This window comes from Rhizorhapis sp. SPR117, from assembly GCF_021742065.1.
Map to the genome: position 1 here is coordinate 1 of NZ_JAKKIE010000049.1, position 20,499 is coordinate 20,499.

Sequence of the window (20,499 nt, forward strand, 5' to 3'; positions counted from 1 at the left end):
CGCCGACGAGATCCTCGCCGCCGTCAAACGCTTCTGCCAGAAAACAATGAAGCGAACTTCGGATTCAGGTGACTAGCCGTTCGGCTCGTGCCTCGCGCATCAACTGACTGAAGCAGCCGGTAAATCCGCCTGCGCCAACAGGCGAGCAACTGTCGGTTCCACTGCGGCCGACATATTCCAATGCCTCCGCGCGGGTGGTCCAGCTTGTGTTGGCAGGCCGGTTGGATTCGCTGCGCAGCGCTTCGGGAATGCGGAAACGCTCATTTTCACCTTTGCGAGCGCATACGGTAATCTGGTCGGCGGTGCTTTCCGGGCAGGGGTCATCACCATAGACGATGAGCTGATTGATCTTGACCGACGCATCGTCAACTGCGCCGGCTATTTCCCTTTCTTGCGCGGAAGCGAGTCCAGGCAGCACCATTCCTGCAAGAGCTGCAGCGATCATCAGCTTTTTCATGTCTCGTCCTTCCGCCTCCCTACCGGGAGGTCATTAGATGCGTTTGGATAACGCAATAGCGGTACGGCATCCCAACCGAATGAATCCGGAAAGCAGCGGATAGGCGGGGGCGTTTTCTGCGCCTGACGCCAATGCTATCTCACGATGTTCGACCTCTTCGGCCTGAAAATCCCTGATCGCTTCGGTCAATTCGGGATCGGTATCGCCCAGCTCATCCAATTGGGCGCTGTAATGCCGGTCGATCTCCGTCTCTATTGCAGCGGTGCAGGCCATGGCCGCTTCGGGTCCCATTGCGGCGGTCACCGCGCCCAGTGCAAAGCCCGCCCGGTCCCACAATGGCGCAAGCAGAGTCGGACGCACGCCGCGCCGGGCCATCATGGCGTCGAAATGCTGACGATGCCGTTCCTCTTGCGCCGCCATGCCTGCCACTGCCCGACCCATCGGGTGCCGGTCACCCAGAACCGCGATCTGCCCTGCATAGATCCGGGTTGCACCAAATTCTCCGGCCTGATTAACCCGCAACATGGAGGCTTTGTCGACCTGCTTTTGTCCGGGGCGGGGTCCGGCGTGGCGCACTGTCATGACAGTTTCCTCCTGCGTCCGGTCATCAGGATGAGAATGGTGACGGCGGCTCCCAATGACAAGATCGCATTATAGCCTGCAAGCGAGATGCCCAGCAACGTCCATTGCGGCACATCACAGCGGACAAGCGGCGTCGCCATGATGCTATTCAATATGTCCTGCGTATTGTCGCTCGCGCCACTGGTCGAACAGGCTGTCAGACCTTCCCACCAGCCATATTCGACACCTGCATGAAAAACCCCGATGCCGCCGCTGATGGCGATGGAGAGCGCGGCCAGGATCAGGAAAAAGCGCCCCGCCGCTCCGCCACGCAGCAGGATAGCAAACAGCGCGAATATGATCGCAGCCGCATGGGGCCAGCGCTGCCAGTAGCACATCTCGCATGGAGCAAGCCCGCCGACATATTGCGATAGCAACGCGCCGCCCAATAGCCCGGTAGGGGCAATTAGCGCGATCAGGCGGGCCAGCGTCAAACCGCGCATATCTCTATCGCCCTATTTCTTGCTGCTGGTATGCGCTGCCACCTGCACCGGGTTTTTTGCAAGGCGGCCGATGGTTTCCAGCGCATAATGGAGCTGGAAGTCTTCGATTCCCTGCTTCTTCAATGCCTCGGCGTTGGTATCGAAGCGCGGATCTTTCTTGCTGTCGTCTTCCAATATGCTGTTGTCGACCTTTGCCTCGTTGATGAGGTGGCGGCGCAGATCCGATTCGCGGAAGCGTGGACGCGTTTTGTAATCGGGATCGGACAGTTGCGGCACGCGGATGTCGGGTTCGATCCCACCTTCCTGAACGGACCGGCCCGATGGCGTATAATAGCGTGCCGTGGTCAGGCGCAGCGCAGTCGTGTTGGACAGGGGCAACAGGGTTTGAACACTGCCCTTGCCGAATGTGCGCTCACCCATAACCAATCCACGTCGCTGATCCTGTAGAGCGCCCGCCACAATTTCAGAGGCCGAAGCAGACCCCGCATCGACCAGCACGATCACAGGCAGGCCGCCTGTATCGTCACCCGCCTTGGCATAATAGCGTTCTATATCGCTCTTCTGGCGGCCACGCTGCGACACGATCTCGCCATGTTCCAGGAACACGTCGGACACGTTGATCGCCTCATCAAGCAAGCCGCCCGGATTGGAGCGCAAATCGAGGATATAGCCTGTGGGTTTATGCCCCAGAGACTTTCCAATGCCGCGGATTGCGGCACGTACATCAGCGCCCGTATTGGCGGAGAAGCTGACGATGTTGATGACGCCAATCCCGTCCTTCACTTCCCAATCAACGGGCTTCAGCTCAATGATTTCACGCGTAATGCTGACATCGAAGGGCTGATCGCGGCCCGGCCGTACTATGGTCAGCTTGATGCTGGTGCCAGGTGCGCCGCGCATCTTTTCTACCGCATCATCCAGCGTGCCGCCATAGATCAGCTCGCCATCCAGATGGGTGATATAATCGCCCGCCTTGATACCGCCCCGGTCGGCGGGCGTGCCTTTTGTCGGTGCGATAACCTTTACCGCACCGTCCTCCATCGTGACAGACAAGCCAAGGCCGCCATAGGCGCCATCGGTCTGGGTCCGCAGATTTTCGAAATCCCGCGCATCGAGAAAGCTGGAATGCGGATCGAGACTGGCCAACATACCGTCGATCGCGCCCTTGATCAGCTTTTCATCGTCCACTTTGTCGACATAGTCGGCCCGGACCCGCTGAAACACATCCATGAATTCGTCCAGCGTCCGGTAACTATTGCCCTCCGCTTCCGCGAGCGCAGCGGTGGTGGCCGGAACCAGCGCCAGTGCGCCTGCAAGTAAGGTGGCTTTGACGAAGGCTTTTTTCATATCAGGTCAGGCATCCTTGAAGCATATGGCAGGAATATACGCGCATTGGCCGGGACTTGCAAAGGAGGCTTGAATGGCGAGGGAACGAAAATAACCGGATCAGGGGCGCGTCTGGCCTGTCCCGCGGACAATCCATTTATAGGTCGTCAGCCCTTCCAGCGCGACCGGCCCGCGCGCATGCAGGCGCCCGGTAGAAATGCCAATTTCCGCGCCCAGCCCAAATTCGCCGCCATCGGCAAACTGGCTAGAGGCATTCCACATGACGATCGCACTATCGACTCCGTTCAAAAAGGCCTCCGCCGTCGCGGCGTCCTCGGTCACGATCGCGTCGGTGTGGTGGCTGCCGTGCGCCGCGATATGCGCCATCGCGTCATCCGGGTCATCGACGATCCGTGCGGCCAGGATGCTGTCGAGATATTCAGTGTCCCAGTCGGCGTCCTGTGCCGCCTTCACCCGCTTGTCCAGCGCTCGGATGGCATCATCGCCGCGCACTTCACAGCCCGCGTCGATCAATGCGCGGACAATGGGACGCGGATCAGCAAAATCCTTGTCGATCAGCAGCGTCTCCATCGCCCCGCAGATTCCCGTCCGCCGCATTTTAGCGTTAAGCGCAACGTCCCGCGCCATATCGGGGTCCGCAGCACTGTGAATATAAGTATGGCAAATGCCGTCCAGATGGGCGAGCACTGGCACCCGCGCTTCTTCCTGCACCCGCGCGACGAGATTTTTGCCCCCGCGCGGGATGATGATGTCGATCAGGCCTGCCGCTTTCAGCATTGCGCCCACCGCCGCCCGATCAGTGATCGGTACGAGCTGCACCGCATCGGCAGGCAATCCCGCAGCCTTGATTCCTTCCACCATCGCGGCGTGGATGGCGCGGTTGCTGTCCATTGCTTCGCTACCGCCGCGCAGGATGACCGCATTGCCCGAGCGCAAGCACAGCGCCGCAGCATCAGCGGTCACATTGGGACGGCTCTCATAGATAATGCCGATGACGCCCAGCGGGACCCGCACACGTTGCAACACCATGCCGTTAGGTCGCTGGCTTTCGTCGATCACCGCACCTACCGGATCGGTCAGGTCAGCGACCGCCTCAACCGCTGAGGCAATCCCTGCAACCCGCCCACTGTCCAGCTTCAGCCGGTCGAGCATGGCGGGTGACAGGCCATTCATTGCTCCGTTTTCCATATCGCGGGCATTGGCGGCGATAATTGTCCGTTCAGCATTGCGCAATGCCTGCGCCGCCGCGCGCAGTGCCTGCGCCTTTTGCGTATCGCTGGCGCTGGCAAGCACAGCCGCCGCCTTGCGTGCGCGTTGTCCCATGTTTGATATGAGCATTTCGGGCGTCTGAGTCATGTCATTCATGGTCATATGCCCTACCATAGAAGCAAGGACGACAAAAGCGCTCGTCCATCCATACCACGTCTCAATGCGACAAGCGGCCAGGAGGTCAGATCAAGCGCCGGCGGCAAATGCGATCAGTTTTCATCCCCCATCCGCAACGCGGCGATGAACGCTTCCTGCGGAATGCTGACGCTGCCATATTCACGCATCCGCTTTTTGCCTTCCTTCTGCTTGTCGAGCAGCTTTTTCTTGCGGCTGATGTCGCCGCCATAGCATTTTGCAGTCACATCCTTGCGCAATGCCGCGATCGTTTCGCGTGCGATTACTTTGCCGCCGATCGCCGCCTGAATCGGAATCTTGAACAAATGGCGGGGAATCAGGTCTTTCAACCGTTCGCACATGCCCCGTCCGCGCGCCTCGGCGGTGCCCCGGTGAACAATCATGCTAAGGGCATCGACCGGCTCATTGTTCACAAGAATGCTCATCTTGACCAGATCGCCCTCACGGTGGCCGATCTGGTGATAATCGAAGCTGGCGTAACCGCGGCTGATGCTTTTCAGCCGGTCGTAGAAATCGAACACTACTTCGTTGAGCGGCAGTTCATAGGTGATCTGTGCCCGGCCGCCGACATAGGTCAGGTTCTTCTGGATGCCGCGCCGGTCCTGACACAGTTTCAGGATGGAACCCAGATATTCGTCGGGGACGTATATGACCGCCTCGATCCAGGGCTCCTCGATGAAATCGATATAATTCGCCTCCGGCATGTCCGCCGGATTGTGCAACTGCTTCACCGACCCGTCGTTCATGTGGATTTCATAGACCACGCTGGGCGCAGTGGTGATCAGGTCCAGGTCATATTCGCGGGTCAGCCGTTCCTGTATGATCTCCAGATGCAGCAGGCCCAGAAAGCCGCAGCGAAAGCCGAAACCCAATGCGGCACTGGTTTCCATTTCGAAACTGAAGCTGGCGTCGTTGAGGCGCAGTTTGGAAATCGAATCGCGCAGCTTTTCGAAATCCGCCGCATCGACCGGGAACAGGCCGCAAAAGACCACCGGCTGCACTTCCTTGAATCCCGGCAGGGGCTTTGCCGCCGGATTCTTGACCGTAGTGATGGTGTCGCCGACCATGGTCTGGGCGACTTCCTTGATCTGTGCGGTGATGAAGCCGATCTCGCCGGGGCCAAGTTCCGGTAATTGCTCGATTTTAGGCCGCATGCACCCCACGCGGTCGATCAAATGCTCGGTGCCGGCATTCATGAACTTGACGCTCAGGCCCTTTTTGATGACGCCATTGATTACCCGGACCAGAATGACGACGCCGAGGTACGGATCATACCAGCTGTCGACCAGCATGGCCTCCAGCGGGGCATTGCGGTCCCCCTTGGGAGCGGGGATCTTCTTTACGATCTGTTCCAGTATGTCGTCGATGCCGATGCCCGATTTGGCCGAGGCCAGCACGGCTTCGGATGCATCCAGGCCAATGATATCCTCGATTTCCGCTTTCACCTTTTCCGGTTCTGCGGCGGGGAGGTCGATCTTGTTGATAATGGGCAGGATTTCATGGTCATGTTCAATTGACTGATAGACGTTGGCGAGCGTTTGCGCCTCCACCCCCTGCGCGGCGTCGACCACCAGCAGCGCGCCTTCGCATGCGGCGAGGCTGCGGCTTACTTCATAGGCAAAATCGACGTGGCCGGGCGTGTCCATCAGGTTCAGTTCGTAGGTAATCCCGTCTTTCGCGGTATAATTCAGGCGCACCGTTTGCGCCTTGATCGTGATGCCGCGTTCCTTCTCAATATCCATATTATCAAGGACCTGCGCCGACATTTCACGGTCGGTCAGGCCACCGCACCGCTGGATCAGCCGGTCCGCCAGAGTCGACTTGCCGTGATCGATATGAGCGATAATGGAAAAGTTGCGTATAGTGCTGAGGTCGTTCATTGCCGCCCGATAGCAGCAAGCCATCAGCCTGTCAGCAATTCTTAGGCCTTGCCGGGCTCAACTTCCCCGAAACCGCTTGCGCCCACGTGTTTCGGCGTTAGCATCTTTATGAAAACGCGGGAGAGCTACATGCGGCATTTGGCAGTGATCGGGTCGGGACCTGCGGGTTATTACAGCGCCGAAGCCTGTCAGAAGCTTTTCGGCGAAGATGTACGTATCGACATAATCGACCGGTTGCCTGTTCCATACGGGCTGATCCGTTTTGGCGTTGCCCCCGATCACCAGTCGATCAAGGCCGTTTCGCGCCGCTACGAAGCGGTGGCCTTGACCGATAATGTGCGGTTTGTCGGTAATGTTCTGGTTGGTAAGGACGTCAGCATCAGTGAACTGCAGCACCTGTATGACGCCGTCATAGTTGCGACGGGAGCCCCGCACGATCGGCCCCTTGAGATTCCGGGGAGTGATTTGTCCGGGGTGATCGGCAGTGCCGCCTTTGTCGGCTGGTATAATGGGCATCCCGAATTTGCCGAACTCGAGCCGCCCCTTGATGGTACGGGTGCGGTTATCATCGGCAACGGAAATGTGGCGCTGGACGTTGCCCGTATACTGGCCAAGACAGATCGTGAATTTCTGGGTAGCGACATTGTCGCTCACGCGCTGGAGCACCTGAAGAAATCCGCATTGCGGCATATCACAATCCTTGGCCGGCGAGGACCTCACCAGATCGCCATGACAACCAAGGAATTGGGCGAGCTGGGCCACCTGGAACGTGCAGCGCCCCGCGTCGACCCGAGCGACTTGCCAGAGGAGGGCGCGGACGCGCTGCTGGAACCTGGCGTGCGCAAATCGGTCGCTCACCTGCGTGATTTTGCCGCCAATCCGGTTGCCAAGCCCGTAACGATCGAATTCGACTTTTACGCCATGCCAGTGGCGATTGAAGGCGATGGCAAGGTACAACGCATCGTCGTCGAACGAACCGAACTGGACGATCAACTGCGTAGCCGGGGCACGGGCGAGCGCTACAGCATCGATTGCAGTATGGTCGTAAGCTGCATCGGCTATTCGACGCCGCCAATTGAAGGCGTGCCTTATGAACATGGCCGGGGTCGTTTCGCCAATGATGAGGGGCGGATACTGCCGGGGCTTTACTGCGTTGGATGGGCCAGGCGCGGCCCGACGGGCACCATCGGCACCAATCGTCCCGACGGCTATATGATCGCCGACAAGATCGCAGAAGATATTGGTGGGGGCGCTGGCAAGGCCGGGCGTGCCGGTCTGGACGCGCTGCTGGGCGAACGGGGCGTAGAGATTATCACCTTCCGCGACTGGCAGAAGATAGAACAGGCCGAAACGCAACGCGCCCGCGATGGCGCCCCGCGCGAAAAATTCGTGGTGATCGAGGAAATGATCCGCGCGAAGGGCTAAACTTGGCCTGTCAGGCTGTCATTTCTCGCCATGACCCAGCGCCAGATATTCGCTGGATTGCATTTCCATCAGACGTGAAACCGTGCGTTCGAATTCGAACGCGCCATCGCCTTCTTCATATAATCGGGCAGGTTCCGCTTCGGCGCTGGCGAGCAGCTTCACCTTATATTCGTAAAGCGCGTCGATCAGTGTTTTAAAGCGAGCGGCTTCGTTACGTTTTTCAGGGCCAAGCCGGGGTATCCCCACAATGATGACACTGTGAAATTTGCGGGCGATCGCAAGATAGTCTGCGGCGCCGCGGGCCTCGGCGCACAGGCGTTTGAAGGAAAAGACCGCGACGCCCTTCAGCGATTTGGGCACATGCAATGCGCGACCGCCATGCACGTCAATATCTTCTGCCGGGACATGGGCACGGTCTTCCGGCGGATAATCGGTCAGGCGGAAAAAGGCGGTCGAAAGCGCTTTTGTTGCTTCCGGGCCGGCGGGAACGTGCCACATATTCACGCCGCCCAATCGTTCCAGGCGATAATCGGTCGGACCATTGAGGGACATGACGTCCAGCCGTTCTTCGAGCAAGCTGATGAAGGGCAGGAAGAGCGCGCGGTTCAGGCCGTCCTTGTACAGATCGCGCGGCGGGCGGTTCGACGTCGTCACCACCGTTACCCGTGCGTTCAGAAGGCCGGTGAACAGGCGCGACATGATCGCGGCATCGGCCATGTTGTTGACCACCATTTCATCGAAGGCGAGCACGCGTGCTTCATCGGCAATCGCCGCGACGACAGGCGGAATGGGGTCGCCGCTTTCGGATTTGCGAGCCTCGCGCAGGCGGTCATGCACTTCCATCATGAATTCGTGGAAATGGACGCGTCGTTTGCGCTGAACCTGTAACTGATCGAAGAACAAGTCCATCAGCATGGACTTCCCGCGCCCAACGCCGCCCCACATATACAGACCACGCGGAGGCTCAGGCGTTTTGCCCAGCATCCGCCACAGGACGGAACCGCGTGGTGGAACAGCCTCCAGTTCCGCCTGCAGCTTGTTCAAACGCGCCGCCGCCGCCGATTGGTCCGGGTCAGGACGTAATTCCCCGGCCGCGATCAACGCTTCATAGCGTTCGATGACCGTCTTCATCCGGCGCTCGATTTCCTGATCGTTCCCGAAAAGGCAACGGCGGGCTGGCCGTCCTGCTCGATCAGGCCACGCATGAAAATGAGACGGTTCGTTTCCCGCAGAACATCGACTACCGCGTCAATGGGCTTTTCCGGCACCAGCGGCGCGAAAAATTGCGTGCTGGTATCCAACGTCGCGCCGCCAGCGCCGCCCTTTATTCCCAGGGCATGGGGGCAAAGGAACAGCACCTGATCGACCAGAGCCATGATATATCCGCCATGGATCGTTCCAATCAAATTCTGATGCCGCAGTTCGCTCCGCACGCGACAACGTACCCGCGCTGGCCCCTCCGCTTTCAGGCGAATCGGACCAAAAAGCCTGACGAAAAATTCTTCATCCCGCGGTTCGAGCAGCGTCCAGTCCGAGTCGTCGGGATCCGGCCCGCTATGAAAGATCTGATCGAAAGTGACTCCAGAGGCACTCAAAGCTGGCGCTCGACCACCATTTTCTTGATCTCGCCAATGGCGCGGGCGGGATTAAGGCCCTTGGGGCAAACATTGGCGCAGTTCATGATGGTGTGGCAGCGGTAAAGGCGGAAGGGATCTTCCAACTCGTCCAGTCGCTCGCCCGTCATTTCATCGCGGCTGTCGGCCAACCAGCGATACGCCTGAAGCAAAATGGCGGGACCAAGAAACTTGTCCGAATTCCACCAATAGCTGGGGCAGCTTGTGGAGCAGCAGGCGCACAGGATGCACTCGTACAGACCGTCCAGCTTTGCGCGGTCGTCGGGCGATTGCAGACGTTCTTTGCCCGACGGCGGTGGCGTTACGGTTTTCAGCCAGGGCTGGATCGAACTATATTGCGCATAAAAATGTGAGAAATCAGGGACCAGATCCTTGATCACGTCCATATGCGGAAGCGGGGTGATCTGAACCTCACCCTTGCAATCTTCAATCGCGGTGGTGCAGGCAAGTCCGTTCTTGCCGTTAATGTTCATCGAACAGGAACCGCAAATCCCCTCCCGGCAGGACCGGCGAAAGGTCAACGAGGCGTCCTGTTCGCTTTTCATCTTGATCAGTGCATCGAGCACCATCGGCCCACATTCGTCGAGATTGATCTCAAACCGGTCGTAGCGGGGATTCTCGCCCGAATCGGGATCATATCGGTAAACCTTGAACGCTTTCACCCGCGCCGCGCCCGCAGGCACCTTGTGCACGGCACCCTTGCCCCTGATCTTGCTGTTCTTCGGCAATGTGAATTCGGCCATATCTCATCCTTATCTACTGGGTAAAGCCGATAGCCAAACATGAGCCGGACGGAAAGAGTTTCTTTACGCGGTGGCGGCTGGGGAATGTGTATCGGCCTTGCCAAGTTTCTTCCCGCGCTGCAGATGCAGCATTATGCTCCATTCAGAGTGAGACCGTGACATTTTGACGAAGATCGCCTTCCTCGCCATTTCGGAAGCACACCAGATATTCCATTGGCTTCCAGTGGCACTGCGTCTTGCTCGTGATTTTGATGTGAAGGTCAGCGTTCTTTCCTCGTCTCGCGCTATCAGTGAGTTCATTTCCAGCTACGATGACAATGGCTTGCTTGAAATAGTGCAGTTGCGGCGACCGCCATTTTCACCCGACTCGCTTTTTCGTTTGCCTTCCCGCTTCGCGGTCCTGTTGCTCAACTATCGCACGATTGCTTCTTTCCGTTATATTGTAACGACGGAAGTCTCCAGCGGGCATCTGAAGAAATTTCCTGGTTTTGCGTCGAAAATGATCCAGATCAAACATGGCGCTGGTGATCGGTCAGGCGGATATAGGAAACGTCATGACGCTTATGATCTAACCTTGGTTGCAGGTGAGAAAGACAAGGAGCGGTTGATCGAAAAGGGTCTCGTCCGGTCGGACAACTGCCAGGCCGCGGGCTATAGCAAATTCGAGATGATGGCGCCGCCCCAGCGGTTTTTCGACAATGACCAGCCGGTAGTATTGTATAATCCGCATTTTGACAGAAGGCTATCGTCCTGGTTCAATCATGAGGAGGAGTTGCTCCGCTGTTTCGAGACTATCACAGATTTCAATTTCATAGTTGCCCCGCATGTGAAGATGAAGGCTGATCTGGCAAATTTCACGACAAATGTTTCCAACATCCGCATCGACCTGGGAAGCCGTCATTCCATTGATATGAGTTATACCAACAGTGCTGATATCTATCTGGGCGATGTAAGCAGTCAGGTATACGAGTTCATTCGGCAACCGAGACCGTGCCTGTTCCTGAATCTTGATCATATTGCCTGGTGTAACGATCCGGATTTTCTCCATTGGCATATGGGTCAGGTCGTGGAGCAGCTAAGCGATCTCCCTTCAATGTTGAGGCAAGCAGCCGCCGTTCAAGTCCAATATAGTGCGATACAGATCGAGGCGCTTCACAGGTCGGTCAGTGAAAACGATAAAGATGCATCGATGCGGCAGGCCGAAATCATCATGGAATTCATCGACAAGGACAGGAGCGGGAAAGTTCAGAAGCATTAGTGATGATTTTAGGTTAGTCAGCCTCTCTCACCTGTCCGGCATATTTGCGTGCAAAGGCACCCATGAACAGGAAGCCGACGACCGAAACCGCCACGGTTGCAAGGGCCGCGCCGACGGGACCAAAGTTCGGGAGCAGTGCGGCGAGAAGACCCAGCAGCAGCACGGCATTGACCAGCTTTATGGCGACTGAAACGCGCGCATGATTTGTCGCCATCAGCAAGGGTTCGTAACTTACCCCGACCAGATCGATGGAGGCGGCAATGCCAAGCAGCAGTAGCAGCGGATAGGCGCCCAGAAATTCGGGCCCCGCCATCAAAAGCAACAATGGTTTGCCAAGCAGCAGGATCAGCGCGATGATCACACCACCTGCAATAATCGCAAGCCGGTTGGTCCGTCTGAACAGTTTCCGCAAATCCTTGCCGGACTGGCTGACATGCACCTTGGCTAATTCGGCAAATATCGTGCGTGAGAGCAATCCCGATATTTTCGCCAAGGAAGCGCTGAGTTGATAGGCCAGGCGATACAGGCCGGCACCTGCGGCCCCAGTAAAGAATCCCACCAACAGTACGGATAGTTGTCGTGTAAGGCCACTGACGCTGGTGCTGACATTGGTCGCGGCAAGAAAGCCCAAGATCCCCGTATTTTCACGAGGTGTAGATAAAAATCGTCGTCCATTCCATCGCCCCATGCGCCGACGTGCCGTCATCAGGGCCAGCGTCCAATATGTCGTCGCACAGAGTAATTCGGCACAAGCCCAGGCGATCAGGAAAGCCGTGACGTCAGGCTGGACCAGCCAGGCAATGACAGCGCCGATCATCCGCCCTACCGGCACCATGGTTTCCGCAAGGGCGCCTGCATCGAACCGGTCGAATAATCGCAATATTCCCATGGGCGTCGACCGTATGGTGATCAGCATGATTGCGCAGAAGGCGATGATCTGCAGGCCGGTCTCTCGCGACCAGTCGAAATAGGGGCTGAGCAGAAACACTGCCGCCGCCGCAATCAGGCAACCGACCAATGCGCCGCAAAGGTCAATGGCAATGCAAAATGTGAGGAGCCGACCAAAACGACCGCTGTCGCCGCTTTGCACATGCTCCTGCCCGAACTTTACAATGATCTGCCAAGTTTCGAAGCTGACAATGATGCCGATCGCCTGCGCCGTGCTGAGGATCAACGCAAATTGACCAAAGCCCGACGGTCCCAGCGTGCGCGTGACGATGGCCAGGTAAAACAGGCTCAGGACAGCGCCGACGCCTTTTCCCGTCAGCAGCCAGACAGTATTCTGCAGGATGCGACCTATGGACGTATCGCCGTGCATCCAGCGCGGTTTTCCAACTCCCCTTAACATAGGCACATAGCTATCACATGCAAATCGCCGGACATCCCATCTTTCAGCATGGCGAATTTCATCATTAACATTCCTTCGGACATGCTGCTGTGGGCTGGCGAGCGGAACAGCACGGCAGGCGGGAATTGTCAAACGTCGCCTTTTGACAGCCGGAAAGCCTCTGATATGAGGGCGCTTCCATATTCGCGAGCGCGAACGATCAAAGACGGAACGGACCCTTGTGACACAAGCGATGCAGCTTCACTTCGCCGGACATAATGATACGCGCATCTGGGGGATGGATAATGAAGAGCGCATCCGCCGGTTGGCCCATGCGGCAACGCTTGCGCCGGGCGGCAAAGATGATCCGGCCCTGTGGATCAATCTGGAATTTGCCTTCGATCCGCTCTGGTTCCGTTATCTGCTAAAGCGGCCAGGCACGGTATTGATCGCTCGGGGCAAGCCGGTGCTGGCCCATCTGCCTTCCAGCAGTGACAGAGGGTGGCTTGATGTGATGCTGACCAGCGGCGTCATGGCAGCGCCCGCGGGTTTCGCAGTTATCGACCATGATGAGCGGCCCCAAATCTATAATGATTCTCTGCGAAAACTCGAATGTCCCTTCGTCGAGCCGCTGACGCCGCAGACTGTGCGCAGCATTGAACGGCAAAGCTATTACGGTGCTTACAAGGGCGTCACCGATATCCTTACCAAATATCTCTGGCCTGAATTGGCATTGGTGCTGACCCGTGTTGCGGCGCGGATCGGCATGACGCCCAATATGGTGACAATGATTGGTGCGGCGCTATGCGTTTACGCGACATGGTTGTTTTATTTTGGGCATTTCTGGGCGGGAATTGCTGCGGGCTTTGTCTTCATGGTGCTCGATACGGTGGACGGGAAACTTGCCCGCTGTACCATCACCTCCTCCTGGTGGGGGAATGTCTTCGATCATGGCATTGACCTCGTCCATCCTCCGTTCTGGTGGTATGCATGGGGCGTGGGCGTAGCGGTTGTCGGATTGCCTTTGGGCGAAGAAACCTTCCTCATCGTGATGGCGACCATAGTGATTGGCTATGTCGTGCAGCGGCTGATTGAGGGGGCCTTTATCAAGTCGTTCGGGATACATATTCATGTCTGGCGACCGTTTGATTCGCGTTTTCGCCTGATCACGGCGCGGCGCAATCCCAATATGGCCCTGCTGGTGGGATCATTGGTAGTGGGACGCCCGGATACCGGGCTTGTGCTGGTTGCCTGGTGGACGGTAATTTCGTGTGCGATCCACGCCGTGCGTCTGGGGCAGGCTTATTGGGCGCGGCAGAGCGGCGGCAAGGTGACAAGCTGGCTGGAGCAGGCGGTATGAATGAAACGATTGTCAAATTCGGCTATCCCGCGACGCTGATCCGCGAATATGATCATTGGGCGGTGCTTTTGCGGCCTGCTCAGGTCACATTGGCATCGCTTGTGCTGGCAGCGAAATCGGACGTCACCGATTTCGGCGACCTGTCGCCTGCGGCCTTTGCTGGATTGAAGCAGGCGACGGCCGATATTGCGAGCGCATTGGGGAAGGCGGTGTCCCATGCGAAGCTCAATTATCTGATGCTGATGATGGTTGACCCCCATGTGCATTTTCACGTCTTTCCGCGCTATGAAGGCGAACGGGAAGCGGGCGGTCTGACGCTTGCCGACCCAAGCTGGCCCGGGCCGCCCGATCTGGGCAAGGCGCGCAAGCTGGATGATGGAGAGATTGTCAGGCTGCGGGATTGGTTGTCGGACTTATGGCCTGATCAATAGCGGCCTTCATCCACCCATTTGCCGGTCATCGCCTTGGCAATTTCCACATCCTGCGGGAAATCGACTTCGGCCCACTCCAGCCCTTCAATCGAAACTGTTCCGATCTCCTGCTCCATAGCGAGCATATCGATGGCGCGCAGATACCAGCGCTCCACCCCTTCGGGAGTGCGCATCATCTTCTCCACCTGGCGGCGGAAAATCCCTGGCCCTTCTCCCCGGAAAGCCAACATGCCGATGGATTCGGCATTGGCGACGTCGGCGCCCAGTCTCTTGCCGATGGACATCAGGCGTTCACCCTCCCGATGCACTTTCATATCATCCTCATCATAGGTGCGTTTGACATCGACCGTGACACTGATCGGCCAATGCGCGCCGGCGATCAACCGGGCGATAATTTCATCCGATATGATGGTGTCACCATTGAGGATGATGAAGTCCTGGTCCATGGCGGCTCGCGCGATCCAGCAGGTTCCCAGATTGTCCGCCACCTGGAAGAACGGATTGAAGATCGTTTCTATCTCCACCCCCTCGACGGTGGCCAGATGCGCTTCCACCCGCTCGGTACGAAAGCCAGTGACGACAGAAATGTGACGGATGCCGTTCGCTTTCAAACCCTCGATCTGCCATTCGATGAGTGACCGGCCATTGAAGTCGATCATGCATTTGGGCATGTCGGCGGTCAGCGGCAGCAATCGAGATCCCTGTCCGGCACTAAGGATAATGGCCTTTTCGATCGTCATGAAATAGTTCCAGGTGGAATGGAGGCAATGGCAGGTGCCAGTGAGCACCTAAAGCGCCTCGGTGGCGAAATTAGGGCGGTGGATCAGTCAGGTCCGTTCAGCCAGAATGCTTTCGGCAAGTTGCTTGTCAGCGAGCTTGTCTACGTCGATACAGGCTTCGGCCTGCGGCATTGCAATGATGCGGGCCTTGATTCCAAAACGCCGCCCCGCGCGCGCTATGGCCTGATGTATCGTGATGAACCGCAATAACGCCCCCAGTAACAGCAATGGGCCAAAAGCACCCACGATCTTCATGCCTTTCTTGCGGTCCTGCTCCACGCCCTGCCATAGATTGAGCAGCGGCCTCACTTGGTCGCTGGCCAACCAGAACAGGTTCGCGCCCGACCACCAGCCGCCCCGAAATTTGAGCCAGGTCCGCCGGGATTGCGGGTAACGAGCATGCAATACCCGCCGCTCGACCATCGCAACCGCAAGGTCCGCTCCATCGGCACCGTCAAGGAAGCTGTCTATCATGCCATGATCGATCAACACATTGTCAGCTGTCGTGACGAGAACGGGATAGGCCGCTTCGCCGTTTTCCAGCGTGGTTGCAATGGAACGGCTGATGCCACCGCCGCTGCTGACGAAGCTTATGTTCGGATACGCCTGCATCCATTCGCTGTCTTTGTCACGCGAAAGGGTTCCTGTATCCTGCGCCAGCACCAGAACGCGGCCGATACGGGGATGTGAGGCGAGCATGTGCGCAACGCGCGACAGCATCGAGGCGCCCTGCATGCGGATCAGCGCCTTGGCGGGCACATCATTTGCCTGCGCAAGAATATCGGGGCCGGGCCGGCTGCCCGCAAGAATCATGGCGGTAACGTCGGCTTGCTGCGTTTGGTGCTGGTCCATGACATCCCGATTAGAGCAGGCGAGGCGGTTGTGCATCTGTCATTTTTCCCGGCACTATGGAAATAGAACATGGGTCCTTTTCCTTGAAATATGCGTTTGGCGTTGATGACGAAATGCTGGATGATCGTAAACAGGGACAGCGGTAGTTATGACGCCACCTTATGTGACACGATTAAGGGTGCATTTGAGGCGCATGGCGGCCAGATAGAGCGCGTTCTTTCCTTGCCGAAGGATCAGTTGCCGAAGGCGGCAGACGCAAATGCGGCTGACATCGAACTGATCGTGGTCTTTACAGGGGACGGCACGATCAACGCAACAGTGGACGCGCTGAACGGCTGGGGCGGGGCTTTGCTGGTATTGCCGGGCGGGACAATGAACCTGCTGTCGCGAAAACTTCATGGAGATGCCGATCCCATAGACATCGTGCGTGTGGCGATGGTGGAGGGGTGCAAACGCGTGAAATTGCCGGTGGCGGAAGTGTGCGGACTGCGGTCGCTGGTGGGTATCGTGGCAGGACCGACAGCTGCCTGGGGCGATGTGCGAGAGGACTTGCGGCAGCGCGATCTGGGGCGCCTTGTGGACTCGGTTCCTCAGGCGTTACAGGAAACATTGGACGGCGCACCAGTGTCCGTCGACGGCGTGGAAGGAGAATTTCAGGCGATTTTCATTGATCCGGAGGCAGAGGGATTACGCGCCGAAGGAATCGAAGCGGGTACGGCTCTCGAATTGCTTCAACATGGCTGGGCCTGGCTTATGGGCGATTTCCGTGACGGGCCAAGCACGCCCCTGATTTGTGCTCATAAACTGACATTGTTGCGGGATGAAGATATCGCGCTGTTGGTCGATGGCGAACAGGCCAGCGTGAAAAGTCCCTGTTCCGTCAGCCTGGGGCAGTGCGCACTTTCGTTTATCACGACGCGGGCCGAGTGATTCTGAAGCGGGCCGACTGCAGCGCAAATGAAAAGGGCGGCCCAAGCGGACCGCCCTTTCCTGTAGTCGATAGCCTTGCAGCCGATCAGCGTTTCGAAAACTGGAAGCTCTTGCGCGCCTTGGCACGGCCATATTTTTTGCGTTCGACGGTACGGCTGTCGCGGGTGAGGAAGCCTTCGGCCTTCACCGCGCTGCGCAGCGCCGGTTCGTACTTGGTCAGCGCCTGGCTGATGCCATGCTTGACCGCGCCAGCTTGCCCCGACAGGCCGCCGCCCTTGACAGTGCAGATCACGTCATACTGGCCACGACGCTCGGTGACGTCGAACGGCTGGTTGATGACGAGGCGCAGTGTGGGACGCGCGAAATAGATTTCCTGATCGCGGCCATTGACCGTGATCTTGCCGGTGCCGGGCTTTACCCAGACGCGCGCAACCGCGTCCTTGCGGCGGCCAGTGGCATAAGCGCGGCCATATGGGTCGAGTTCCTGCGTACGCAGCGGCGCAGCGGCCTGAACCGGAGTGATAACGGTCGGGGCGGCGGCATCATCTACCGGCGCACCGGCAGCGATGTCCTTCAGGTCGGAAAGAGACTGGCGGTTATCTGTCATCATGCACCAACCTTGTTCTTGCGGTTGCGGGAAGCGAGATCAAGCACTTCCGGGTTCTGGGCTTCATGCGGGTGGGCAGTGCCCGCGAAAACGCGCAGGTTGCGCATTTGCTGACGACCAAGCGGGCCACGGGGGACCATGCGCTCAATCGCCTTTTCCAGCACGCGCTCGGGGAAGCGGCCTTCCAGCACCTTGGCCGCGGTCACGCTCTTGATGCCGCCAACATAGCCGGTGTGCTTGTGGTAAACCTTGTCCTGCAGCTTCTTGCCAGTGAACTTCACCTTGTCGGCGTTGATCACGATGACATTGTCGCCGCAATCGACATGCGGGGTATAGCTTGGCTTGTGCTTGCCGCGCAGGATATTGGCGATGATCGAAGCCGCACGGCCAACGACCAGTCCTTCGGCATCGATAAGAAGCCATTTCTTGTCCACCGTTGCGGGTGTCGCAACCTTGGTGGTTTTCATCAGCGCCTTCATGGCCCTAATCTCCTGATGGGGTGATCCCCGATGTTGAAAACAAAAGAACGCCGCCTGTGTGAGGCAGCGAAGTGGGGCGCTATTGAACGCGAATTGCCGGCAAGTCAAGAGAAAGCGGGGCTTTCCTGACGGGTATTATATTACCTTTGGCCGTCGATCTGCTGGCCCGCCCACTCGACATAGGGGCTGTTTACCGCCGCATTCCAGCATAAAATGGCGGGGATATCATAGCTGTGCAGTTCGGTCAGTCGCGTCGTCAGCGGTACGTGTCTTGCTTCAATGGTTTTGAACAGCACGGGAAATTCCGTCTCTTCGCGCATCTCTCCCTGCCATTCATACAGGGACGTGCAGGGGGCAAGCATATTGGCGCAGGCCGCCATCTTTTCGGCTATCAGCAGGGCACTGACCCTGCGCGCCTCATCGGCATCGCCGAACAGCGTATAGATCAGGACAAGCTTGCTCACCGCTCTCGTCTGCCAAGCTGATGACAGCATATAACCGTTGCCGCGACGAGCAGCGCCGCGACTGCCTGGTGCGCCACCGCTATCCAGAGGGCCACGCCTGACAATAATGTCGATATTCCCAGGATGATCTGGAGGCCAACCAGCGTCATAACCGCATGTGCAGGGCCTTTCGAGCCGACTCTTTGCGTGCGCAGAGCCAACAGGACAAGTGCTCCAGCCACGACCCAGGCGAACCAGCGGTGAGCAAATTGCACCACGATGGGATTATCGATGATATTGCGCCATAGCGGTTCAAGCATCGCCACGTCCTGCGGGAACAGGCGGCCGCCCATCAGCGGCCACGAATCAAAGGCATAACCCGCGCGCAATCCGGCAGTGAAAGCCCCAAGACAGAGCTGTGCGGCCAGCATCAGCATTATGAAAATGGCAAAACCCCCTAATCGCGCAGGCCGTGCAGCAGGATTGCGCACCAGCGCACGCAGGTCCCATGCCGTCCATACAAGGCCGCCCATGATCAAGAATGCATTGAGCAGGTGCACCGCCAATCGGATATGGCTGACGTCAATCCGGTTGACGAGGCCGGAAGCCACCATCCACCAGCCGATCGCCCCCTGCAACCCGCCCAGGGCGAACAACGCGGCCAGTCGCCAGCCATAACCTGACGGAATGGCACGCTTCCATGCAAACCAGATGAAGGGGAGGGCGAATGCAACGCCGACGAAGCGACCGATCAGCCGATGGAAATATTCCCAGAAGAAAATGAACTTGAATTCAGCCAACGTCATATGCCGATTGACGGTCTGATATTCGGTAGTGCTCTGATAGAGCGAGAATTCCTTCACCCAGTCACTGTGGCTCAGCGGCGGTATTGCGCCCGACACGGGATTCCACTGCGTAATCGACAATCCCGATTCGGTCAGGCGTGTGATCCCGCCGATCACGACCATCAGGAATACCAGCAAAGCAATGCACAAAAGCCAGTTTGCGATCTGGCGTGGACGTGGCGAAGGCGCAGGTGGGCGGGACAGGATCATGCGCGACGCATTTGCACCTTGGCGATCAGGCTTTCAAGCGTACAAATTGATAATGATATATTGTATCGTTTGAGCAAATGTGCTTAGGATGAATCACCATGATGAAAGGCCGTCTGTGTTGCGAGCATTGTTAAAGGATGGAAAGATTGACCGGCTGGCCATGGGTCTGTCGGGTCTCTGCCTTGCACACTGCCTGGGAACTGCAATTTTCGTGGCTGTTCTCGCTTCGGCGGGAAGCATCTTTCTATCCCCGGTAATCCATGAAAGCGGATTGGCGATTGCGATTTTGCTGGGTGCCATCGCACTGGGCCGCGGTGTGTTTGTTCATGGTTTGCGGTTACCTGCAATGGTTGGGGTGTTTGGTTTGGGCCTGATGGCTGTCGCGCTGGCTGTGCCGCATGGTGCGCAGGAAATAATTTTCACCATGTCGGGGGTTGCCATCCTGGCGCTGGGTCACAACCTGAATTATCGCGCCTCGCGTCGGGCAGAAACATAGTCTGCCCTTGCCCTTGGGGGGCAGGCGCAATATTTAGGTCTGATGGGCCAGCAGCATCAACATCTGGAACCGACCGGCGATTCGCTTGCGGACGAAGCAAAGCACACGCTCGAACAGCAGGGCGAGCAGTGGACCGACATGCGTTCGGCAATTTTTGAGGTGCTTGCGGGATTCGAAAAGCCCGCGTCGGCTTATGACATAGCCGATCTGGTTTCCCAAAAACGCGGAAAACGCGTCGCGCCCAACAGTGTCTATCGAATATTGGATGTGTTCGTGAACAACAACCTGGCCATGCGGGTGGAAAGCGCCAACGCCTATATCGCCAACGCGCACCCCGGCTGCGTCCATGACTGCATCTTCCTGGTTTGCGAAACCTGTGGAGAGGCAACGCATATCGACGACGACACACTGTCCCAAGGGGTGCGTAAAGTCGCACAGAGCCATGGTTTTGTTCCCGAACGACCCGTCATGGAAGTGCTGGGTCGTTGCGCCAAATGTGCGTGATCCCGCTGTTCGCTCCATTATTTT

At 57.8% G+C, this 20,499-nt stretch carries 23 protein-coding genes; 7 read left to right on the top strand and 16 right to left on the bottom strand.

The genetic code is table 11. The annotated features are described in order from the left end of the window. Nucleotides 1–64: 64 nt before the first annotated feature. The 6 genes from L3X40_RS16330 to lepA all read right to left on the bottom strand — a co-directional run bounded on the left by L3X40_RS16330 (nt 65) and on the right by lepA (nt 6,152). Complete coding sequence (locus L3X40_RS16330) at nt 65–457, bottom strand: hypothetical protein (RefSeq protein ID WP_237366543.1); 393 nt, start codon at nt 455–457, stop codon at nt 65–67. Between the two features lie 33 nt (nt 458–490). Beyond that, on the bottom strand, nt 491–1,039 hold the full coding sequence (locus L3X40_RS16335) for a demethoxyubiquinone hydroxylase family protein (RefSeq protein WP_237366544.1): 549 nt from the start codon (nt 1,037–1,039) through the stop codon (nt 491–493). Then, on the bottom strand, nt 1,036–1,521 hold the full coding sequence (locus L3X40_RS16340) for a disulfide bond formation protein B (RefSeq protein WP_237366545.1): 486 nt from the start codon (nt 1,519–1,521) through the stop codon (nt 1,036–1,038). The genes L3X40_RS16335 and L3X40_RS16340 overlap by 4 nt, the downstream gene beginning before the upstream one ends. A gap of 12 nt (nt 1,522–1,533) precedes the next feature. Further along, nucleotides 1,534–2,868, bottom strand: a complete 1,335-nt coding sequence (locus L3X40_RS16345) for a S41 family peptidase (protein ID WP_237366546.1) — start codon at nt 2,866–2,868, stop codon at nt 1,534–1,536. A 99-nt stretch (nt 2,869–2,967) separates the two neighbouring features. Beyond that, nucleotides 2,968–4,233 (bottom strand): glutamate-5-semialdehyde dehydrogenase, encoded by a 1,266-nt coding sequence (locus L3X40_RS16350; protein ID WP_237366547.1) that lies wholly within the window; start codon nt 4,231–4,233, stop codon nt 2,968–2,970. 113 nt (nt 4,234–4,346) lie between these two features. Then, nucleotides 4,347–6,152 (bottom strand): translation elongation factor 4, encoded by a 1,806-nt coding sequence (gene lepA, locus L3X40_RS16355; RefSeq protein ID WP_237366548.1) that lies wholly within the window; start codon nt 6,150–6,152, stop codon nt 4,347–4,349. A gap of 129 nt (nt 6,153–6,281) precedes the next feature. Between lepA and L3X40_RS16360 the strand changes: the two genes are divergently transcribed. Continuing rightward, nucleotides 6,282–7,577 carry an FAD-dependent oxidoreductase gene (locus tag L3X40_RS16360; RefSeq protein WP_237366549.1) on the top strand — a complete coding sequence of 432 codons (1,296 nt, stop codon included), beginning with the start codon at nt 6,282–6,284 and terminating at the stop codon, nt 7,575–7,577. Nucleotides 7,578–7,595: 18 nt separating this feature from the next. Here the strand turns inward: L3X40_RS16360 and zapE are convergent, their stop codons facing one another. The 3 genes from zapE to L3X40_RS16375 are packed head-to-tail and all read right to left on the bottom strand — an operon-like array spanning nt 7,596 to nt 9,954. Further along, entirely contained in the window at nt 7,596–8,708 is a 1,113-nt protein-coding gene (gene zapE / locus L3X40_RS16365; RefSeq protein ID WP_237366550.1) for a cell division protein ZapE, read from the bottom strand. After that, on the bottom strand, nt 8,705–9,172 hold the full coding sequence (locus L3X40_RS16370) for a PaaI family thioesterase (RefSeq protein WP_237366551.1): 468 nt from the start codon (nt 9,170–9,172) through the stop codon (nt 8,705–8,707). Before L3X40_RS16370 ends, zapE begins: the two co-directional genes overlap by 4 nt. Next, nucleotides 9,169–9,954: a succinate dehydrogenase iron-sulfur subunit gene (locus L3X40_RS16375; RefSeq protein ID WP_237366552.1), complete on the bottom strand. Its 786-nt coding sequence runs from the start codon at nt 9,952–9,954 to the stop codon at nt 9,169–9,171. Before L3X40_RS16375 ends, L3X40_RS16370 begins: the two co-directional genes overlap by 4 nt. Nucleotides 9,955–10,117: 163 nt before the next feature. Here L3X40_RS16375 and L3X40_RS16380 point away from each other — a divergent pair, with 163 nt between their 5' ends. Then, nucleotides 10,118–11,212: a CDP-glycerol glycerophosphotransferase family protein gene (locus L3X40_RS16380; protein ID WP_338331150.1), complete on the top strand. Its 1,095-nt coding sequence runs from the start codon at nt 10,118–10,120 to the stop codon at nt 11,210–11,212. A 13-nt stretch (nt 11,213–11,225) separates the two neighbouring features. Here L3X40_RS16380 and L3X40_RS16385 read toward each other — a convergent pair whose 3' ends face one another. Continuing rightward, nucleotides 11,226–12,530 (bottom strand): lipopolysaccharide biosynthesis protein, encoded by a 1,305-nt coding sequence (locus L3X40_RS16385; protein WP_237366553.1) that lies wholly within the window; start codon nt 12,528–12,530, stop codon nt 11,226–11,228. 262 nt (nt 12,531–12,792) lie between these two features. Here L3X40_RS16385 and L3X40_RS16390 point away from each other — a divergent pair, with 262 nt between their 5' ends. Beyond that, on the top strand, nt 12,793–13,899 hold the full coding sequence (locus tag L3X40_RS16390; RefSeq protein WP_237366570.1) for a CDP-alcohol phosphatidyltransferase family protein: 1,107 nt from the start codon (nt 12,793–12,795) through the stop codon (nt 13,897–13,899). After that, on the top strand, nt 13,896–14,330 hold the full coding sequence (locus L3X40_RS16395; RefSeq protein WP_237366554.1) for an HIT family protein: 435 nt from the start codon (nt 13,896–13,898) through the stop codon (nt 14,328–14,330). Before L3X40_RS16390 ends, L3X40_RS16395 begins: the two co-directional genes overlap by 4 nt. Here L3X40_RS16395 and L3X40_RS16400 read toward each other — a convergent pair. After that, complete coding sequence (locus tag L3X40_RS16400; protein ID WP_237366555.1) at nt 14,324–15,070, bottom strand: phosphocholine cytidylyltransferase family protein; 747 nt, start codon at nt 15,068–15,070, stop codon at nt 14,324–14,326. The genes L3X40_RS16395 and L3X40_RS16400 overlap by 7 nt on opposite strands. Nucleotides 15,071–15,157: 87 nt before the next feature. Further along, the gene (locus tag L3X40_RS16405) at nt 15,158–15,961 is read right to left on the bottom strand and encodes a nucleotidyltransferase family protein (RefSeq protein WP_237366556.1); all 804 of its coding nucleotides are present in this window, start codon (nt 15,959–15,961) and stop codon (nt 15,158–15,160) included. Nucleotides 15,962–16,081: 120 nt separating this feature from the next. Between L3X40_RS16405 and L3X40_RS16410 the strand changes: the two genes are divergently transcribed. Further along, nucleotides 16,082–16,891, top strand: a complete 810-nt coding sequence (locus tag L3X40_RS16410) for a diacylglycerol/lipid kinase family protein (protein WP_237366557.1) — start codon at nt 16,082–16,084, stop codon at nt 16,889–16,891. Between the two features lie 85 nt (nt 16,892–16,976). Here the strand turns inward: L3X40_RS16410 and rpsI are convergent, their stop codons facing one another. The 4 genes from rpsI to L3X40_RS16430 all read right to left on the bottom strand — a co-directional run bounded on the left by rpsI (nt 16,977) and on the right by L3X40_RS16430 (nt 19,475). Next, complete coding sequence (rpsI, locus tag L3X40_RS16415; protein ID WP_237366571.1) at nt 16,977–17,498, bottom strand: 30S ribosomal protein S9; 522 nt, start codon at nt 17,496–17,498, stop codon at nt 16,977–16,979. Then, nucleotides 17,498–17,977, bottom strand: a complete 480-nt coding sequence (gene rplM, locus L3X40_RS16420; protein ID WP_237366558.1) for a 50S ribosomal protein L13 — start codon at nt 17,975–17,977, stop codon at nt 17,498–17,500. The genes rpsI and rplM overlap by 1 nt, the downstream gene beginning before the upstream one ends. Nucleotides 17,978–18,117: 140 nt before the next feature. Further along, a complete protein-coding gene (gene cutA, locus L3X40_RS16425; protein ID WP_237366559.1) occupies nt 18,118–18,441 on the bottom strand; it encodes a divalent-cation tolerance protein CutA in 324 nt (107 codons plus the stop codon). After that, entirely contained in the window at nt 18,438–19,475 is a 1,038-nt protein-coding gene (locus L3X40_RS16430) for a COX15/CtaA family protein (protein WP_237366560.1), read from the bottom strand. Before L3X40_RS16430 ends, cutA begins: the two co-directional genes overlap by 4 nt. A 160-nt stretch (nt 19,476–19,635) precedes the next feature. Between L3X40_RS16430 and L3X40_RS16435 the strand changes: the two genes are divergently transcribed. Together L3X40_RS16435 and L3X40_RS16440 are read left to right on the top strand one after the other, a co-directional pair. After that, nucleotides 19,636–19,971: a MerC domain-containing protein gene (locus L3X40_RS16435; protein WP_445177203.1), complete on the top strand. Its 336-nt coding sequence runs from the start codon at nt 19,636–19,638 to the stop codon at nt 19,969–19,971. A 42-nt stretch (nt 19,972–20,013) separates the two neighbouring features. Continuing rightward, nucleotides 20,014–20,475, top strand: a complete 462-nt coding sequence (locus L3X40_RS16440) for a Fur family transcriptional regulator (protein ID WP_237366562.1) — start codon at nt 20,014–20,016, stop codon at nt 20,473–20,475. The last annotated feature ends 24 nt before the right edge of the window (nt 20,476–20,499 follow it).

Excerpts from the sequence above, each read along its gene's own strand:
- rplM (WP_237366558.1), bottom strand. The coding sequence starts at position 17,977 with ATGAAGGCGCTGATGAAAACCACCAAGGTTGCGACACCCGCAACGGTG.
- L3X40_RS16440 (WP_237366562.1), top strand. The coding sequence starts at position 20,014 with ATGGGCCAGCAGCATCAACATCTGGAACCGACCGGCGATTCGCTTGCG.
- L3X40_RS16340 (WP_237366545.1), bottom strand. The coding sequence starts at position 1,521 with ATGCGCGGTTTGACGCTGGCCCGCCTGATCGCGCTAATTGCCCCTACC.
- L3X40_RS16375 (WP_237366552.1), bottom strand. The coding sequence starts at position 9,954 with ATGGCCGAATTCACATTGCCGAAGAACAGCAAGATCAGGGGCAAGGGT.
- L3X40_RS16390 (WP_237366570.1), top strand. The coding sequence starts at position 12,793 with ATGCAGCTTCACTTCGCCGGACATAATGATACGCGCATCTGGGGGATG.
- L3X40_RS16400 (WP_237366555.1), bottom strand. The coding sequence starts at position 15,070 with ATGACGATCGAAAAGGCCATTATCCTTAGTGCCGGACAGGGATCTCGA.
- L3X40_RS16385 (WP_237366553.1), bottom strand. The coding sequence starts at position 12,530 with ATGCACGGCGATACGTCCATAGGTCGCATCCTGCAGAATACTGTCTGG.
- lepA (WP_237366548.1), bottom strand. The coding sequence starts at position 6,152 with ATGAACGACCTCAGCACTATACGCAACTTTTCCATTATCGCTCATATC.
- L3X40_RS16435 (WP_445177203.1), top strand. The coding sequence starts at position 19,636 with ATGGGTCTGTCGGGTCTCTGCCTTGCACACTGCCTGGGAACTGCAATT.
- L3X40_RS16350 (WP_237366547.1), bottom strand. The coding sequence starts at position 4,233 with ATGAATGACATGACTCAGACGCCCGAAATGCTCATATCAAACATGGGA.
- L3X40_RS16330 (WP_237366543.1), bottom strand. The coding sequence starts at position 457 with ATGAAAAAGCTGATGATCGCTGCAGCTCTTGCAGGAATGGTGCTGCCT.
- L3X40_RS16410 (WP_237366557.1), top strand. The coding sequence starts at position 16,082 with ATGATCGTAAACAGGGACAGCGGTAGTTATGACGCCACCTTATGTGAC.
- zapE (WP_237366550.1), bottom strand. The coding sequence starts at position 8,708 with ATGAAGACGGTCATCGAACGCTATGAAGCGTTGATCGCGGCCGGGGAA.
- L3X40_RS16395 (WP_237366554.1), top strand. The coding sequence starts at position 13,896 with ATGAATGAAACGATTGTCAAATTCGGCTATCCCGCGACGCTGATCCGC.
- L3X40_RS16335 (WP_237366544.1), bottom strand. The coding sequence starts at position 1,039 with ATGACAGTGCGCCACGCCGGACCCCGCCCCGGACAAAAGCAGGTCGAC.
- L3X40_RS16430 (WP_237366560.1), bottom strand. The coding sequence starts at position 19,475 with ATGATCCTGTCCCGCCCACCTGCGCCTTCGCCACGTCCACGCCAGATC.
- L3X40_RS16405 (WP_237366556.1), bottom strand. The coding sequence starts at position 15,961 with ATGGACCAGCACCAAACGCAGCAAGCCGACGTTACCGCCATGATTCTT.
- L3X40_RS16345 (WP_237366546.1), bottom strand. The coding sequence starts at position 2,868 with ATGAAAAAAGCCTTCGTCAAAGCCACCTTACTTGCAGGCGCACTGGCG.
- L3X40_RS16360 (WP_237366549.1), top strand. The coding sequence starts at position 6,282 with ATGCGGCATTTGGCAGTGATCGGGTCGGGACCTGCGGGTTATTACAGC.
- rpsI (WP_237366571.1), bottom strand. The coding sequence starts at position 17,498 with ATGACAGATAACCGCCAGTCTCTTTCCGACCTGAAGGACATCGCTGCC.